Here is an 18,971-nt window from a genome sequence, read left to right as displayed (position 1 = left end):
TATACTTCTATATGATTTTGGGTATTCATTAAGCTGGCTATAGTAAACAAATGATCTGTTGAACGATATTTTTTAATGGTTGCACCTGTATTTGTCAGGTTGTTCCTATTCATGAAAATTGTTCATATAGAGTTGATGGATCTATAAATTAAATTTTGTGCCTGCTTTTTTATAAATAGTCTCTTTTGTGGCTAAGTCAATTAAAATTGATTTTTAAATACACTCTATACGTGTGTTTTACGTTTTCACCTTCCTGGATTTTTGTAGCTAAACCAGGATTAACAGGTTTGTTAAATATTCCTGGGAGGATTAGATAGGTGGGGTAGCCCAGTTGTTTTTTTATAGTTACGTGTTCACAAGCAATACTATTCAAACTGGATAAACAGCTTAAAACCTGGTTCCAAGCCAAAAGGCTATTCCAACAAAATTACCTATTTATATTAATCACTTTTAATTATCAGTAACATTAAATTTTATTGATGACAATACTGATTCTCTAAATGTGTGCACTTATATAATCTATTGCGAATTTGGTCTATTAAAGTCAGGCCTTATCTTCCAAGAAAGCTATGGTATTTATGTACGCCTTTCTTTAACAAGCGATACTTTTTAGGGCCTGTGTGGAAACAGCCCATCAATATTTGCCTGCCGTCAACTCGCTAAAATTTAGAGTGTTCTTCTATTTTCATATGAAAAGCGGTGCTATTTATAGCTAATGAAAGCTATAAATAGCACCGCTTTTATAAATTAATGTTTATATAGGAATGATTATTATAGTAGATAATATAGTGTTAAATAACACTGCCTAAAAACTAGAGGAAATAAAAAAGTTAAGCTTTAGTGTTTAGCAAGTTCTGAAGTATACGGGCAAATTCTTTGTCATTAGGCGGATTGAATAAACTGGCGTGATCACCCGGCACTTTATGAACAGTGACGCCTTGCAAGGCAAACGGTTTCCATCCCAGAAATTCAAAGTCCTGTATGTAATACATCCGCTTTTCTGCACGAAATAAATCGATAGCTACATTTTGTGGAGTCAGCCGATAATCACGGGTGGCCTGCTGGTTACTTTTATATACTTTATACTGATTGCCATAAAACATTTTATGGTAGTCCTCTGTGTATTTTAGTTTACCATATAACTTATTAACTCTACGCTTTATAGAGCCTTTTTTGTAACTGATTGTTCCTGCAATATCATTTTTTAGTAGAATAAATGTGTACAGGTACTTCTTTATATTGGATTGCAACGTATTCCAAATCTTACTTATCCAGGGGTCAAGGTAATTCGACTGATCAGCGTGTGTATCGAACATGGCCAGTACCTTGACTTCACTGCCAGCCTGCTGCAGCTGTCGGCACATTTCATACGCTATAATTCCGCCGAACGAGTAACCTGCCAAGGCATAAGGGCCCGTTGGATTCTGCGCCTTAATAGCGTTTATGTAATAGGCCGCAATGGCTTCAATGCTGCTCAATGGTTCATCGACACCATTTATTCCCTTGGCCTGCAAGCCATAAATAGGCTGGTCAGCATCCATGTTTTTCGCCAGCGTATTGAATAACATCACGTGCAGTCCGGCACCATGAATGATGTAAAGCGGGGTTTTGGTGCCTTGCGGCTTTATGGGAACAAGTGAATCCCAGACAATGAATTTTCCATCCATCTGTAGCGCCAGAGATAACTTCTCCACCGTTGGGTATTCGAATAGCATAGACAGAGGCAGGTGTTTGCCAGTCTCCTTTTCTAAACGAGTCATGATCTGAACGGCAATCAACGAGTGCCCACCCAGTTCGAAAAAATTGTCGAGTACACTGATTTCGTTAAGCCGTAAGCTTTCCATCCAGATCTCAGCGACTAGTTTCTCGATGTCTGTTCTTGGAGGCATTAGCGCAGGGTGACTATCTGCTTCCTGCCGACCAACCGGTGGCAACGCCTTGCGGTCTATTTTGCCATTTAGTGTGAGCGGTAGGCTGCTCAGTATGACAAAGTCACCTGGAACCATGTAGGTCGGAAGCGTTCGTCTGAGTTGTTGCTTCCATTCCTGACGCTGTGAAACGGCCAGGGTAGGGGCAAAAGGATTACGACAAAAATCCTTTAAAGAGGCCTTTCCGGCTTCACCGATTGCTGGTGGACCGGGTATCTGTTTCCGGGCGTTATGCGGAATATAAATGACATCCATTAAATTATCTGTGCCGTCGGCAGACCACCTTACGTGAGCCGAAAAATTATACTTTTCCCCTAATGACCAGAGTACAGACGGATCGACGCCGTTTTGACCCGGACTCATTTTTTGCCGGGCCTCGCTGAGCAAACAATCATCCGCTAAGCCGTCGATAAGCTGAAGAAGGCTGTGATCCTGTGCCGTGCGGGTGTTGACGATGTTCCTCACCTGCAGGCTGGCATGCGGTTTCTTCGCCAGAGTCTGTTCCAGATAGGCAAGAGAAAAATCGGGTTGCCAGTCAATAACAACTGTGGGATTGACGACCTCGGGTGGATTGCCAACATACAGCCAGACATCGTAATGATACTTGGTCGTTTCGTTAAGAAACTTCCCTTCCCGAAGTTGCACATCGACTGCGGAGATCGACGGTATGTGATTCTGTAGTAAATAAAAATAAGCGGGGTCGGCCATCAATTCGTCGTCGATCAGGACGCGTCGCTCCGTAACTTTTTTGAAATCAGCCACGGTACTTTCGTCGGATGAGCGCTGAAACTGATCGGCTGTATGGTGCATTCGCAGCGTATTTTTTCCCTGCATATCCCCAATAAAAATGCAGCCTCCCGGCGCAACCGCTTTGGTTGCCCGCTCAATCACGCGTTGCAGGTAGCCGGTGTCGGGAAAGTACTGAGCCACGCTGTGAATGAGGACAAGATCCAGCGAGGCATCCGGAATCCTACTGAACTCATCGGCTGGCGCTACCGATGCGGTTACCGAATGCCACCGGGCCGGATCGGTAGCCAGTATGTGCTGCAATTTATCGATTGCCGCCTGCGAATAATCCGTAGCGGTATACTGAATGACCTCGGGTGCCAGTTCGAGAAGCAGTTGCCCATCGCCACAGCCTACTTCCAGTACGCGTTTTGGTTGTAAGCGCTTGATTCGGTTGAGCGATTGCTTAGCCCAATCCTTTAATTCCTCTTTGACATCTTTCTGACCGCCGACCTGTTCGGCAACGCTCAGGCCTGTAGAATAAATGGCATCCCATCGTTCCTGCCAGCTCACCGAGTCGCTGGACGCGATGGATTCTGGAACCACATAGGCAATCAATCGCTGCTCTCCCGGCCGGTCTTCCTGCGCAACCACAACGGCTTCTTTTATGTCGCTAATGGCCACCAGGGCATTGTCTATTTCACCCAGCTCGATGCGGTGCCCCCTTATTTTTACCTGCTGATCGACCCGGCCAAGGCATTGAATATCGCCATTTTTCAGTACCCTGCCCAGGTCGCCCGTACGGTATAACAGGCGTTCCGGTTGGTTATCGAACGATAGTTTTATAAACCGTTCGGCTGTCAGGTCTGGCCTGTTCAGATAGCCCCGAGCCACGCCCTCCCCGCCAATGACCAATTCGCCGGTTGTTTCTGTTGCTACGGGACGGAGAAATTTATCGAGAATATAGACTTGCGTATTGTTAATAGGTTGGCCGATCGTTACCAACTCGGTTTTGTCTATTTTTTTAACCGTCGACCAGATCGTTGTTTCGGTTGGGCCATATAGGTTCCACAGCTCATGGCATCTGTCGGTGAGCTTTTCTGCCAGATCCTGGGACAATGCTTCTCCGCCACAAAGTGCCTTTAGCGGTAGAAACTTGTTCCAGCCCGCATCAAGCATCATTCGCCAGGTAGAGGGCGTGGCCTGCATGATGCTTACCCGCTTCGTGTCAAGCAGGGCGAGCAGCGCACGGCCATCCCGGGCGGTGGTCGTATCGGCCATCAGAATCGTGGCACCGGCAACCAAAGGCAGATATAATTCCAGACCGGCTATGTCGAACGATATGGTGGTGATCGCCAGCAACACATCGTCATTCGTGATGCCGGGCGCTGCCAGCATGCTCCAGAGAAAATTAACCAGGTTATGGTGTTCGATCATAACACCTTTTGGTTTTCCGGTCGACCCCGATGTGTACAGTACATAGGCCAGATCATCGCCCGAAACAAAGCGGTCAGGTTCAGCGACAGGGTATGCCGTTGATTCGGTGAGTGATGGTTCAATAAGGACTTCTCTTGCCGGAGAACTTAATCGTCCCTGGTATTTTCCGCTGGTAATCAGCATGGCAGCGGCCGAATCCGTTAGCATAAACGTCAGCCGATCGGTGGGATAGTCTGGGTCGAGGGGCAAATAAGCCGCGCCGGTTTTTAGAACGGCCAGCAACGTAATGAGCATTTCCGGCGAGCGGTCCAGCGCAATCCCGACAACCTGTCCCACCTGTAGGCCTTTCTGAATCAGCCCGTGGGCGAGTTGATTGGCTGTTTCATTGACGGCCTGATAACTGATGTCGCGGTTGTTGAACGACAGCGCAATTTTGGTCGGATAGGTAGCGGCCGTCTGTGCAATCAACTGATGAACCGGAGTTTGGCGCGGATAGACCGTCTTGGCAGGCGTCCATTGCGCCAGATTCTGGAGAAGTTTGCGCTCGGAGGTGAAGGCAATATCACTGATCAATATAGACGGCGTGGCAACGACTGTTCTCAGCAGATTATCGAAATCGGTCATCATCCGATCGATCGTCTCTGCTTTGTACAGGTTCGTATTATAGGCCCATTCCAGCGTCAGGGCGCTTTCCGATCCGCTGGCATTGAAAAATAGCTCGAAGTTCTCGTATTCTTTCGGATGGCTAATGAGCTGGTGAGTCAGGCCATGGAAATCGACGCCGTCGTTCATGCCCAGGTCTACGTTGAAGACGGCCGAAACGAAGGGTGTTCTCGACAGGTCGCGGGTCACGTTCAGTTTTCGTAACAGGTGACTAAACGTTAACCGCTGGTGTTCATGCGCATCCAGGACCGTGCTTTTGCAAACCTTCAGGAAATCAGAAAATCGCAGATTCGAATCGAGCTGGCTTCGTATGGGCAACAGGTTCACACAGTGGCCAACCAGTCGTTTGTTGCCCGTGGCTGACTGCCCGGCGGTCGGCAAACCGACGACGATGTCTTCCTGACCCGATAACCGGTGCAGCAGCACCTCGAAAGCGGCCAGCATCGTTGTGACAAAACTACATCCGGCTTTCAGTCCCATCTTTTTGACGGCCGTCACCAGCTCACTATCCATCGGATAATCCAGCCGTTTGCTCTCGAACGTATGCACCGCAGGCCGTGGATAATCGGTTGGCAGATCGAACGAAGGAATGCTGTTCTTGTAGATATCGACCCAGAATTTTTCGGTTGCCCGGTAGGTGTCCGTTTGGGCAAAGTCAAGCTGTTCTTCCGCGTATTGAGCAAACGAGGGAGCTGCGGGCAGATTGGGGGTAAGCCCCTGCGCGTAGCTCGTATAAAGTGCGCTTAGGTCCTGTAGCATAATGCCCATCGACCAGCCATCACGGATAATGTGATGAGACGTTAAGACCAGGTGGTGAACCCGCTCGGCTAGTTTGAACAACCCTACTTTAAGGAAAGGCCCCTCGGCCAGATTGACCACTCGCCGGGCATCCAGCGTTAAATAATGGGTAATCAGTTGGGCCTGTTTATCCGGGGCGGCTGCTGAAATGTCCTGGTAGGCGATTGACGTTTTGACGTCCCTGAGGATAAACAGATGTTCGCCGTTGGCGCTGAATACCAAGCGCAGGGCGTCGTGCCGATGAACCAGTGCCTGTATGGCCTGCTCCATGGCAAGCCTGTTGATGTTACCTTCGAGCCGTAGTGAGTTGGATAGGTTATACGACCGGCTTGCATTTTCGCCACCCAGCAAAGAGGCTATCCATATTTCCAGTTGGGGCTCAGTGGCGGGTGCTACGCGCACAATTTCCGGCCCAGCGAAGGGATCGAAATCGCTCGTGTTGATGTCTGGGAAAGTAAAGTTTTCAGTCATAGCTATTAGTGTGAATAAACTTGTATGTAATGGCCAGGTTGAGCCGGATCTGAAATGAACCAGGCTGGGTTACCAGCCCGGTCTCTACCGAGTTTGGCATCGGGCACCGGGGGCTTCTTGAATTCGTACGATGAAGACGCGATGAGTTCGCTGGGCGGAGTAGCGGTAGGCGGTTGCGTTTTTCTGAAAAAGTCGGCCTCCATCAGCTCGGCGATACTCTCACGAAACAGATCGATGAATCGGTTGATGTCGGCCTCGGTATGGGCTTCGGTCATGAAGCAGGGAAATCCATCCCAGATATGAAAGCCTTTTTGCCGCAACAGCGTAAAGAGCAGCTCGCTATAAGGCACCTCTTCCTGCGCTTTGAGTCGCCACAAAGAGCCAAACTGGGCCGCAAACAGCGGGATATGATGCCGCTCAAGCTCCGTGTTCAAGGCCGTTGCCACGCGCTGCGCTTTGTCGGTCAGGGCTTTTTGTAGCCCCGGCCCTGCGGCCTTCAGGTGCAGTAAAGACGCTTTCGCTGCCGCAAGTGCCAGCGGATGCCGCACAAAAGTGCCCGCAAAATACGTTACGCCCTGTTCGGGAATAGAGGCATCGCCGTATTGCCAGGAGCCCCCATCCAGGGCATCCATAAGCTCCTTTTTGCCTGCTATGACCCCAATAGGTAGCCCGCCCCCGATGACTTTGCCGTAGGTTGCCAGATCGGCTTTGATGCCAAACAGCGCCTGCGTGCCGCCAGGGTGCATTCTGAAGCCGGTAATGACTTCGTCAAAAATCAGGGCCGTTCCGGAGGCTGCCGTGACCTTCCGCAATTCCTGGAGAAAGTCGATCGGGACAAACTCTGGTCGGCGGCTTTGCACCGGCTCGACCAGGACAGCCGCTATTTCGTGCGCCCTTTCTCGAATGATGTTCAGGCTTTTATCCGTGCCATAGTCCAGAATGAGCATGTTCTGAACGGCTTCTGGCATGATGCCTGGTGAGGCCGGAAATGATTTTAACCGTTGCGATCCCCGTACAATGACCTCATCGACGATGCCATGATACGAACCCGAAAAGGCAACAATGAGGGATCGGTTCGTAACCGTGCGCGCAATACGCATTGCGCCCAATACGGCCTCTGAGCCCGTATTGCAGAGCGCTACTCGGTCATGACCCGTGAAATCGCACAGTAACTGGCTTACTTCACCCGCCAGTTCATGTTGCGGACCAATCTCGTAGCCGCTATCGATCTGGTTGTACAGGGCGTCCCGGATAAAGTCGGGCTGATAGCCAAACATGATCGAGCCGAACCCATTGAGCATATCGATGTACTCATTGCCGTCCAGATCCCACAAGCGGCTGCCTTTGGATTTGTTGATGACAATGGGATAAACGAGTTCTTTCGTGGCTGGCTTAAAGCCCGAAACAACCCGTGGGTCAGCCATATACGGGCGGTGTTGCTGCGTGTAGGCTTTGCTCCCTTTTGTTTTCTGGTTGTACCGATCCGTTAGCTGCCGCAGGAAAGCCTGTTGTTTGGGGCTCAGCTCTGTAAGCTGACGTTCGATGCGGGCGCTGGCCCCGAATGGTTTCTTTAGCTCGATTTCTTCCTCGGGCGTCAGCTCAGCCTTTATTGGAGAAACCGGCTTGCTGGTCAGCTCCGAATTCGAAGCAACATCAGGCAGTGTGGTCGTTCCCTGGTTTCCGGCCTGCATCAGCGCCACCTGCTTCGATAGAATCTGAAGCTGCTGGGCCATCAGGTCCAATACCGAATGGCCATCTGGTTGGGCTGGCCTAACAACCGGAGCCGTATGCGAGGGCGAACTGGAGTGAGTAACGGGCCGTGGGCTAACGGGCGGCTCGTAGGCTCCGGCGGGTAAATTACTGTCGAGGTAGCCGATCAGTGAATCGAGTGTAGCGTACTCTTCGTTTAGCTGCCGGAAGGTGATCGGCACCTGGAACTGCTTTTTAAGGAGTAAGGATAGTTGCGTAAGCAGCAGTGAATCGAGGCCAATTTCCAGAAAATTCATGTCGCCCGTAACGCTGCTCATGTCGAATCCCGACGCTTCTTCCAGTATATCTTTGACCTTGTCGACTAGTATATCTTTTCTCATCTTAACCGAATTGACAGGTTGTTCAGCAGACAATTCATCCGGTATGCCCTGCGTTGCCGGGCTATCCGGAACGTAGTTTACCTGGGGCGTTTTAACGGCGGGGTCAACCCAGTATCGTTTCTTGTCGAACGCATAGGTGGGCAAGGCTACCCGTATCCTGTTCTGGTGGGTATAAAAGGCCTGCCAGTCGGGTTCAAGCCCATTTAGCCAGAGCTGACCCAGGGCGTTCAGTATTGATTCGTAGTCAGTTTTAGCTTCCTTGCGCTCCAGACTGGTCAGGATGGCTACTGATTGGAAACCTGCCTGCTGGCGAGCAAAGGAGGCTGTCGCATTGCCGGGGCCGGTCTCCAGAAGGATAGGTTGATTTTGCGCCAAAATCGTGTCGAGCGCATCGGCAAAACGTACGGTCAGACGTAGGTGAGTGGCCCAGTAATGGGGGTCCGTGGCCTGGGCATTCGATAGCCAGGTGCCACTAACGGTCGATACGATTGGCTTGGTCGGCGTGTTCAGGGAAACCTCAGCGAGTATTTTTTCGAAGTCGGCAATAACGGGTTCCATCATGACCGAGTGAAACGCGTGACTGGTCGACAAAACCCGGTTAGGGATATCCATGCCGTCCAGAACACTGGCGAAATCCGCAATGTCTTCATCATGACCAGCCACAACGCAGCGCTTTTGGCTATTGATGGCCGCAATGGACAAAGGCTCCGGCATGAGGGCGCCAATCTTTTCCGCTTCCATGCGTACCGATAGCATGCTGCCACGAGGCAGTTCGCTCACCAGACGCCCCCGTATGCTGATCAGTTTCAGGGCGTCGGTTAGGGTAAAAACACCAGCCAGATGAGCCGCAACAAACTCGCCGATGCTGTGTCCACACAGAATAGCGGGTTCAATGCCCCAGCTCATCCATAATTTGGCCAGGGCATATTCGGTACTAAATAAAGCGGGCTGGGTATAGCGGGTATTTTGTAAGCGCTCTTCGGCACTTTTGTTTCCTTTATCGAAATAAAGAACCTGCCGGATGTCTGTTTCCAGATAGGCTTCGAGCAGTTCGGCACATTCATCAATGGCGTTGCGGTATACGGGCTCATTTTCGTAAAACTCGCGACCCATGTTGGGGTATTGTGAACCCTGGCCAGGAAACATAAACACGACGGGCCCCGGCGTCTGTTTAACCGTCTTTGCGTTGGTGGACGATGAGGCATTGATCTTCTCTAGGCATTCATCCTGCGAGGCCGCCACCACAAACCGGCGATGCGCAAAGGCTGATCGGGCTGTTTGCAGGGTAAAGGCGACATCGGCTAAATTGACCTGGCTAGCCTGCCGACCATATGTAATCAGGTTCCGGGCATAATTGTCGCGGCTGTCAACGGATTTGGCCGACCACGTAATGAGCTGGTAAGGGCGGCTGCGTTCGTTCGTCGACAGGGGTGGTTTAGGTTCAACTTCTTCGACGACAACGTGGACATTGGTGCCGCCAACGCCAAATGAGCTGATGCCTGCCCGGCGGATGGTGCTTGATTTCCAATCTTTTAGTGACGCGTTTACGTAAAAAGGGCTGTTCTTGAAGTCGATGGCCGGGTTAGGCGTTTTGTAAAACAAGGAAGGCGGAAGTTGCTTGTGATGCAAACTCAGAACCGTTTTTATAAATCCGGCGACACCGGCAGCGCTTACCAAATGGCCCATGTTGCTTTTGATAGAGCCCAGTGCACAAAACTGATTTTCGGCCTGTGTATCGAACGCTTTTTTCAGGCCTTCGATCTCGATCGGATCGCCCAGAGGTGTGGCGGTGCCATGCGCTTCAACGTACGAAATAGACGACGGAGCTACGCCGGCATCCTGCAACGCCATCCTGATGGCAGCCGCCTGCCCATCGGAGCTGGGCGCGGAAAAGCTACCCTTGTCGCCCCCGTCATTGGTTACGCCAACGCCCCTGACAACGGCATAGATCGTATCTCCATCTTTTTCGGCCTGTTGTCGGTCTTTTAACAGAACAACCCCAGCGCCATCGCTGAACACCGTTCCCCTGGCATTCACATCGAATGGCCTGCAATGGCCATCGTTACTCAGAATGGACCCTTCTTCGTATAAATGCCCACTGTTGACGGGTGCCGTAATGGTGGCTCCACCAGCCAGCGCCATCGTGCACTGCCCTTTTCGAATGCTTTCCACCGCCTGAACAATGGCCAGCAGCGAGGTAGAACAGGCCGATTGCACGGTAACGGCAGGCCCTTTTAAATTTAAGGCATAGGCTGTCCGCGACGAAATGTAATCCTTATCATTGACCGTCATGACGTTGAAAAAGCCCGCCTTATCCACTAAATCAGGATTCGAGGCAACGTTGTTGAGGTAGTACGAATTGAAGCGGCATCCGGCAAAAACGCCAATCTGGCCATCATAATTGTCGGGCACATAGCCCGCACTTTCCAGGGCTTCCCAGGCTATTTCCAGAAAGACGCGTTGCTGGGGGTCCATCAACTCCGCCATTTTGGGGTTGATACCAAAAAAAGCGGGGTCGAACTTGTCGATGTTGTCGATGATGCCCCGTGCTTTCACATAGGTCGGGTCAGCTTTCAGACGATCGGGTATGCTGGGGTCAAGTTCCTGATCAGAAAAGAAGCGGATGGTCTCCTTGCCGTCTTTCAAAAGCGTCCAGAGCTCATCGATCGTATCGGCACCCGGAAAGCGTCCGGCCATGCCAATGACCGCGACTTCGTGGGCCGGGTGGTGAGCCAGTTGATTTTTTGTGCTGATTTTTGGGTTGATGTCGTCTTTTCGTTCCAGAAATTGAGCTATAGTTTTGATCGTTCGGCACTGATACAGCCGGGCGATGGGTAGTTGATAATTGAGCTGCTTCTGTAGGGTCGCGATGAACTGTATGGCTAAGAGTGAATTTCCACCCAGCGCAAAGAAATTGTCATCGGTCCCCACTTCGTCCAGGTGAAGGACTAACTTCCATAGGTCGGCCAGCTGGTTTTCCAGGCGCGTTTCCGGCCTTCGGTACAGCGTCGCTAATGCCGGCCTTTTGATGGCTAACATAGCCAGTGCTTTTCGATCTATTTTGCCGCTGTTATTGACTGGGAAACGGTCTGTTTCCACTATAAAGGCGGGGGCCATGTAGTTGGGTAACTTATTTTTTAGATAAAGCGTAAGGGTTCTTTCGTCAAACTCTTTTTCGGGGATCACATACGCAACCAGTTGATTAGCCCCCGTAGAGTCCTCCTTCGTGACGACGACCGATTGGCTAACCGATGGATGTTGACTGAGCGCCTGTTCGATTTCACCTAATTCGATTCGATACCCTCTAACCTTTACCTGATCGTCGGTTCGGCCAATGTAGGCCAACTCGCCATCTGGCAGGAGCTGCACCCGATCGCCCGTTTTATACAGGCGGGAACTAGCTGGACTAACTGCCGCCTGAACAAACTTGCGGGCTGTTAACTCTGCCTGATTCAAATAGCCACGGGCCAGCTGAATACCCCCAACGTGCAATTCACCCGTTCCGCCAATGGGCACGACCGTATCCGATTCATCTAAAACGTAGAATTGTGTATTTGGGAGTGGCTTTCCAAGCGGGAGGTGCGTTTCGTATTTTTTCTTTAGATCATATGGATGATAGCTTACGTTAACGGCCGTTTCGGTTGGGCCGTATTTGTTGAAAAAACGAACATATTGACTCCACTGTTCGGCCAGTTCGACCGGGCAAGCCTCACCACCTGAACAAACGCGTTTTAATCGAGTGTAGGGGCGCGGCTTTATCGTTCGTAGGAAGGTTGGCGTCGTTTGAAAATGGGTAATGCCTTCTTCATCAATCGTTCTGGCTACTGTATCCGGGTCGAGTTGATCAATCAGTGAAATTAAAACAACACAGGAACCACTGATCAACGGCACGAATAGTTGTTCAACAGAGGCATCAAAGGCGAAACTGGCCAGCACCAGTTGCTTATCCGAGCTATCGAAGCCAAACAGCGCGGAGTAGCTGCTGATTTCATTCACGATCGATCGATGCTCAATCATAACCCCTTTGGGTTGGCCGGTGGAACCCGACGTATAAATGACATATGCCAGATTGTGAGGGGCCAACGCCGTGATAGGAGCCTGGGTCGACTCCTGAGAAATGGCTTCCCAATCCCGGTCGATACAGACCAGCGTGGATGTTACGTCTGTCAATGACGAAACGGACTGGCTATTGCTTACGACGATGTTTCCCCCGACATCCGATAGAATGTAACGCAGCCGTTCCTGCGGATAATCGGGCTCAATGGGCACATAGGCGCCACCTGCTTTAAGAATGGCCAGCAGCCCGATAACCATGTCCAGGGAGCGGTTGAGGCAGATCGGCACGAGCGTTTCTTCGGTCACGCCACGTTTCCGGAGGTAGTTGGCCAATTGAGCCGATCGCTCGTCCAGTTGGCGATAGGTCAGTTGTTGGCCCTCAAACTGTACAGCAACACAGTCCGGGCACTTGTTGACTTGTTTAGAAAATAAAGCGGGAATGGTCTGTTCATTTGGGTACTGAACTACGGGCTGAGGGGAGGTCTCAGTCGATGCTTTTCTATCAATTGAACGGCTGTGGTAAATGTCTCTCATCGCACAGATTTATGGTATGCTTAAGCAGGCTTACACACGATAAGCCTGTAAAGAGATACGGAGCTTACTGATGGAGGGCTTTGGCAGCGCTGGGTTACCAAAGCCCTGTTATGAATAAAAGAAGAAGTAACGTTGAGGGCCGGACTAGTTATGACATAGGATGGGAATGGCGAAGGCCGTTAACAGAGACTATCTAGACGTGAAGTGTACAGCCTGTGTAAGTAACCAGCGCCAAATTTTTGTAGAACGGAGCTTCGTTGCCTGATAATCAGCTTTGTCAACGTTCAGTTTAATTCTGCGCGATTATTTGGTTAAGCTAACAGTAGACGGGCTAAACGCTTTACTGGGTTGATTGGCCACCTTGTTTAAACTCAATAGCTCTCGTTCAAACTGCTGGAGAATAGCCTGTTTCTCAAGGTTGTTTCTGGCAAATGACCGCGCTTTATCCTTTAGTTCAGATAAGTCGAGGCTCAGGGCTTTGTTTATTCCCATGATCAGGGCTTCACTCGACTCCGGCTCGATCAGCATGCCAATCTGATGCCGATTGATAATATCGTATAGGGTGGTGCCGGGTGTGGCAGACACTAACGCGCAGCCGCCAGCCGCCAGAATACCCGTTAACTTTGACGGAAGGACCAAGTCAGACGCTGATTTTTTTTGCAGGACCAGATGAATATCCGCTGTGGCCAGCAGGGCCGATAATTTTTCATAGGGCTGTAACGGATGGAACCATACGTTTGTCAGGTTTCGATCCTTCACCAGGGATTCCAAGGATGATTTGGCTCCGCCAGCGCCAAAGATCAAAAATTTAACATTGCTTTTGACCGCGAAATGGTTGGCGGCTTCAATGATCAACTCCAGCCCCTGTTTTTCCCCCAAACTACCTGAATACATGACAACTTTATCGTGCTCACTTAGCCCCAGTTCCTTCCGCAGCGACTCCTCACGAGGTAGGGGTCTGATATAGGTTTCATCCACCCAGTTCGGAAACAATAGACAGGTTGATTGAACCACATTCTTTTGAGCTACTTTACGCACCATTCCTTCACTGATGGTGGATACGATGGTGCATCGCTTCAGAATAAATTCTTCTATTAAAAACAATAGCTTGAGGAAGTTCTTGTTTTTGAACATCTTGAGCTCTTTGGCCATGTCGATTTGCAAGTCCTGTATATGACACCAGAGCGGTACTTTACGAAGCCTCGTATAAATAACGGGCAGTATGCCGATGTGGAACGGTGGCGAGATGCAGATGACAACATCGTAGCGTTTCGCGAAAAAAATACCGAACCAATAAATCAGGCTACTGGCCACAAAGGAGAATTCATGGAGGATTCTGGTGAGCGAGGTTACCTTGGCGGGAACGTAGAACGGGCAGCGGTTGACCGTTGCCCCCTCAATGGTTTCCGTAAACCATAGCTTCCCTCTATACTTCTTATGTACTTTCCATTCAGGGTAATAGGGCATGCCCGTGATCACCCGTACCGAATGTCCCTGCTGGGCCAGCCAGGCACCCATTTCGCCGGTATACCTGCCCACTCCAGTAAGTTCCGGCGCATAGTTGATGTCGTAAATTAAGATGTTCATTAGCTTTGCTTAAAAAAAGAGGAAGATTTATTTCAGGTTATATATCGTCAGGCATTAGCTCGTTTGCTGCTCCTGTTCACTTAGTAACTCTTTTGTTTTCAGTACGATAAAGTACTCGTAAATGGCCTGAAGGGTGGCATTGGTTAAGCCAGCCCGACCGTCAAGAAAAGAAAGACGCCAGAAAACCATATAAAACCACTTGATCAACGGCCGAGCGGGTAACTTGTAGAAAAGGCCTTTCTGGTGGTAACGCTGTTCGCTAAAATCACGGTTAAGAAGGGCTTTTTTTACCGAGAATTTGATGTTTCCCTTATGCTCTTCAACCCAGCGTTTAGCCTCCATGGATGAGTACTGATTGTGCTTGTTGAGCCAGTGCCGAAACCCTTTCGAAAATGGATAGTGATTGAAATAGCCATCGATTTCTTCTACCGTTCCATCGACTTCCAGAACTTCATTGATCTCCCGGTGATAATGGGCTTTCCCCAAACGGATCAGACGAACATAAAAAGGCGTCATCTGAGAATATTTGAGCCATTTTTTGCCAATATAATCTCTGCGCCTAAGCCGAAAACCATTCGTAGTATCCGTCGCTTTTTGTATGTGCTCTTGCAATACAGAAAGTAGCTGGCCAGGAATTTGCTCGTCTGCATCCAGAATAAATAGCCACGGATATTTGTACGGTAAATTCTGTAGCGCTGCGTTACGTTGGGCTGCATAACTATCGAATTTTCGTTGTGTAACGATTGCACCCGCTTTCCGGGCTATTTCAACTGTTCGATCGGTACTGAATGAATCGAATACATGAATGTCATCGCACCATGCCACTGATTTCAGGCATTTAGGTAAATCCTGCTCTTCGTCTTTAGTAAGTATAAGTACTGATATCATGACGTATCGAACTAAATCACTTTTTGATGAACCATACCTTTAAATAAGTATCCTTTTTTACTAAATATATTAGCTTCTTAACTGGTGTATTACTGTGTGGTTAGGAAGCCAGGTAGTCAGAAACGGAGTGATAATAAAAGTCTAGCGTCGATGGTATTTATCAGGTACATGATTTAGTGTACAGATTGGCTAACTCATCTGTAAATTTTTCTACGTATAGGATGGTAAATAGGCACCGGAGATGTATCGATTGAGACGTTGTAATTATAAATCCATTACTTCTTTTTGGATTAGATTCCAACGTTCCAACGTCTCGTAACTTGTGCGCCTGTAGCTGGCCAGCCGCTGAGTGAATTCAATGAGTAGCAACTTGTTTTTACTTGACATAGCCTGAGAGGCAAGTTTGTCAGGTATTTTTTTGACATTAACTTTTATATGTATTGAATCGGACAAATGTTTCATGATCAGTATGAATTGATAGTACCTCCTTAATGGTAACCCAGTGGGCTTATTCAGAAGAGTAACAGGATGGATAAAAAGTCATACTACAAGACTACTCATTTGATATCTAGCAAACAAGTAAATGCGCTGATTTTCAAATGGTTACTGATTTTTGTAAATCAATATACTTTAATAAGGAGATGAATGGTTTTTTTGCCGACTTAATGAATAATCCCTTAAAAACTATTATCGATAATCAGATTTTGTAAATAGTAAGCTTCTTAAAAAGATCAATAATTATCGTTTAGTTTACCATTAAGCTCTTTGAAGACCGCTATTATCTGTCGCTATAAAAAGAGCTTTATTTTCTGTAAAATAGACCAGATTTAGCCTTAAGTGCTTGATTATCAAATTGAAATTCCGCTCAGTAAAATTTTTTTAATGCGCGATTAACCCGGTACTTTATTTTACTGATTAATGCCTGAAAATGAAATAATTCAAGGGTTCTTTATCCTAAAAATGGCAAGAAAAGAATGACATGCTAGTTCTCGTTGGCATAGTCTGCTTTCTTACATTTTTATTATAGTCCTATTTTGATTAAATATATTGGACTTTTCCTGTAAAAAATAGATTCATTTATGAATACATTTTTTATATAATTAATTTTAGGTATATCAACACTACACTAGTATATTTCCGGTGACCTATTTGAAATAAATCAGTTTATCTAATTATACTTAGTTGGGTCTATATAAATAGATATACGTTTGATTTAACTAACTAAATAAATTAAAAACTTAGCCGGTGATATAAGATGATGCTGTTGAGTTGATACGCTAATTTATTTGTACAATTGAGTTAGCGTATCAACTCAGTATTATTCCTTAAATGTTGCTGGTTAAACATTGAGCACAGAACTACGCTGTTAGGAAAATCTTCAAAAAGTTTATTGAGCTTTTCGGATGGGGTCATGGTTTTTGTGCCGCCACTGAGTGGCGAGAATAAAATATTGGCCCGAGATCCCCGCTCTGATACCACCTGATCATAGCCTGACGAGCCTGGAGAGTTGTCGAACTGTAGAACATCGAACTTTGAGAGGTAGGCTTTGTGAATAGACTCCTGCGACCTGAAATAAGCCAGACCCCAGGCGCGAATTTTTCCTTCTTTTTTCAGTTGCTCAGCCATAAGAGCTAATTCATCGAAGTAGACAAGACCCTCCTGAGGTTCGTGGATGAAAAAATAATCCAGATAATCTGTATGTAACGCCCGCAGGCTTTTTTCCAGACTTTGGCGCATCGAGGTGGCGCGTAGTGGCGTTCGGTCATGGAAACGATCAGCCATTGCGGCTGGCTTAGTCAAAGTCAATGGTATGTTGCCTGGCAGAGACTGCCTGCGCCAGTTATCCAGCACCAGGCGAACCAATGGTTTGACGGGTCGCATCAAGGCGGCTTTCCAGTTGGCCTGGATCCCGAATTTACTGGCTAGTATTAACTGATCCCGACGTCCTTTGATGCGCTTTCCAACAAACTCTTCAGCCTCTCCGTATCCATAGGAGCGGGCTAAGTCGAGGTGGGTAATACCACAATCGAGGGCACAGTCGAGCGCCCGTTGTGCTTTCACTTTATCTACCGAGCCCAGAATGGGGGCGCAGCCAAAGCCCAAAGCAGATGACTTAATGCCGCTAACTAACTCCACTTTTTTCATATACTTTGCTTAAATGGTCAGCCAGCCGTATGGCAAAAGCGCCTAAAAAGAAGGTGGGATTGGCCTGCCCGGATGTTGGAAAAGCAGAACTACTGCACACAAAGACGTTTTGTGTACCCCACACCTTCAGGTTTTTATCAACGACACCTTTGGCGGGAGAATCGGCAATTCTGGTCGTTCCCGATTGATGAATTCCATCTCGGGACATGCTGCGGATGGCGGATGGCAATTCGTCCTCGGTGTACCAATAAACCAACTCGCCACAGCCACAGTCCCGCAGCCAGGCATCGAGAACGCTGTGTAATTTGATCACCGACAGAACGTCATTCTCGGTCAGTTCATAATGAACAACCAGGCTTTCCCCATCGGGGCCGAGTTCCATTCGATTGGCGGCATCCGGCACCTGTTCGGCGTGAAAATGAAGCGCATATCGGTTTTCCGGGCTAAATAGGAAAACGCCCGGTAACTTCCGGTCAAGAAAATACCGTTTATAGAAAATAGACGCTGGGGTTACCAAGGAGTTGGGTAAACCGCGAACGATATTCAAAAGATGGTGTGGCACACCCGTTACTTTGCCTTTTGTTATCGAGTGCGCGATGGCAGGAGGAGCCAGCTTTTTCCCTAAAATAGGCGTGAGCATAGCAAGATACATGAACGACATGGCCCCGCTGCGATGGTTTGGGTTGAAATAAAGCGGATTATCGAGCCAGATCGCTGTATTGAGAAGGTTTTGTTCGGCCAGAAATTTCGAAGAAAACTGAAAACGCCGTCTAATATACGTTCCATCCCTATCGCGCAGGAACCCAAAATCCGTTTTCGATGGATTTCCTGTAAACTGGATAGAGGCAATTTTCCCCGAAACATGCCCCTGATAATACTTACCCAAGGCGGTTGGGGTAGCGCCTAGGTTAGTAAAAAGCTGTGTATTTCGAAGTAAAATGCGCGTAGTTTCCTGCGTTCCTGCAGCCAGCACGAAGGCTTTTGCTTTTATTTCGTAGACTTTTTTGTCTTTTACGTTTCGGATAAGCAGTGACGACACGTTACCCGTCTGGTCTGGCGTGGCAAAGTCCCGGGCTTCATATCCCTGAATCAAGGTAAGGTTTTCCCGGTCGGCAATCTCGTTGGCATACCGCTCGCCAAACCGGGTAGGCATACTCCAGCGCTCAACAACAGAGTCAGTCACAATCCCCTCCCGAAAGTTTTCAGCGATTCTGGCATTCCCCCATTCAGGTGATTCATGTAGATCGAAAACGGGTTTGCCGCATTCAAAATAGGTGGCTGCACGGGGAACATACTTCGTCATTTCCTGAAACAGATCAGGTCCCCAGGTGCAACCGTCTGCCACAATGGGCCGATCAATGAAGTCGACCTCGTCGTACATGACGCATCGCCCGCCCCAGGTGGCCGAAGAGCCGCCCAGTCCCTTGTTGGTGCATTCATAGGGACTATGATGATTTACAGCGTTTTTAATCTCGATTGTATCGTCGAGATCATTGGTGGTGGCTTGCCCTTTGTAGCCATATTCAATGAGCAGCACTTGCCGGTTCCGGTTCAGGCGGCTGTACTCAAGAGCGAGTGTAATGCCTGCGGGACCGCTGCCTACCACGCATACATCGTACTCTTTCTGGGAGAAAACGTCTGCAATCAT

General features: G+C 48.6%; 6 protein-coding genes. All 6 read right to left on the bottom strand.

Features of this window, described 5'->3' with window-relative positions:
- Nucleotides 1-830 precede the first annotated feature (830 nt).
- Nucleotides 831-6,023, bottom strand: coding sequence for an amino acid adenylation domain-containing protein (locus ACYVAM_RS22725; RefSeq protein ID WP_461071326.1), 5,193 nt, complete (start codon nucleotides 6,021-6,023; stop codon nucleotides 831-833).
- A gap of 5 nt (nucleotides 6,024-6,028) precedes the next feature.
- Nucleotides 6,029-12,703 carry an amino acid adenylation domain-containing protein gene (locus tag ACYVAM_RS22720; RefSeq protein WP_461071324.1) on the bottom strand — a complete coding sequence of 2,225 codons (6,675 nt, stop codon included), beginning with the start codon at nucleotides 12,701-12,703 and terminating at the stop codon, nucleotides 6,029-6,031.
- 303 nt (nucleotides 12,704-13,006) lie between these two features.
- Nucleotides 13,007-14,290 (bottom strand): WcaI family glycosyltransferase, encoded by a 1,284-nt coding sequence (locus ACYVAM_RS22715; RefSeq protein WP_461071322.1) that lies wholly within the window; start codon nucleotides 14,288-14,290, stop codon nucleotides 13,007-13,009.
- A gap of 54 nt (nucleotides 14,291-14,344) precedes the next feature.
- Complete coding sequence (locus ACYVAM_RS22710) at nucleotides 14,345-15,178, bottom strand: glycosyltransferase family 2 protein (RefSeq protein ID WP_461071320.1); 834 nt, start codon at nucleotides 15,176-15,178, stop codon at nucleotides 14,345-14,347.
- Nucleotides 15,179-16,477: 1,299 nt separating this feature from the next.
- Nucleotides 16,478-17,323, bottom strand: a complete 846-nt coding sequence (locus tag ACYVAM_RS22705) for an aldo/keto reductase (RefSeq protein WP_461071318.1) — start codon at nucleotides 17,321-17,323, stop codon at nucleotides 16,478-16,480.
- On the bottom strand, nucleotides 17,301-18,971 hold the full coding sequence (locus ACYVAM_RS22700) for a GMC oxidoreductase (RefSeq protein WP_461071316.1): 1,671 nt from the start codon (nucleotides 18,969-18,971) through the stop codon (nucleotides 17,301-17,303). Before ACYVAM_RS22700 ends, ACYVAM_RS22705 begins: the two co-directional genes overlap by 23 nt.

The organism is Spirosoma horti (assembly GCF_054776595.1).
Note: the sequence above shows the minus strand (reverse complement) of the source record. Positions and strands in the feature narration are given on the sequence as shown.

Bases quoted from the DNA above. Each gene is read 5' to 3' on its own strand.
- ACYVAM_RS22720 (WP_461071324.1), bottom strand. From the start codon at position 12,703: ATGAGAGACATTTACCACAGCCGTTCAATTGATAGAAAAGCATCGACT.
- ACYVAM_RS22710 (WP_461071320.1), bottom strand. From the start codon at position 15,178: ATGATATCAGTACTTATACTTACTAAAGACGAAGAGCAGGATTTACCT.
- ACYVAM_RS22715 (WP_461071322.1), bottom strand. From the start codon at position 14,290: ATGAACATCTTAATTTACGACATCAACTATGCGCCGGAACTTACTGGA.
- ACYVAM_RS22705 (WP_461071318.1), bottom strand. From the start codon at position 17,323: ATGAAAAAAGTGGAGTTAGTTAGCGGCATTAAGTCATCTGCTTTGGGC.
- ACYVAM_RS22725 (WP_461071326.1), bottom strand. From the start codon at position 6,023: ATGACTGAAAACTTTACTTTCCCAGACATCAACACGAGCGATTTCGAT.
- ACYVAM_RS22700 (WP_461071316.1), bottom strand. From the start codon at position 18,971: ATGATTGCAGACGTTTTCTCCCAGAAAGAGTACGATGTATGCGTGGTA.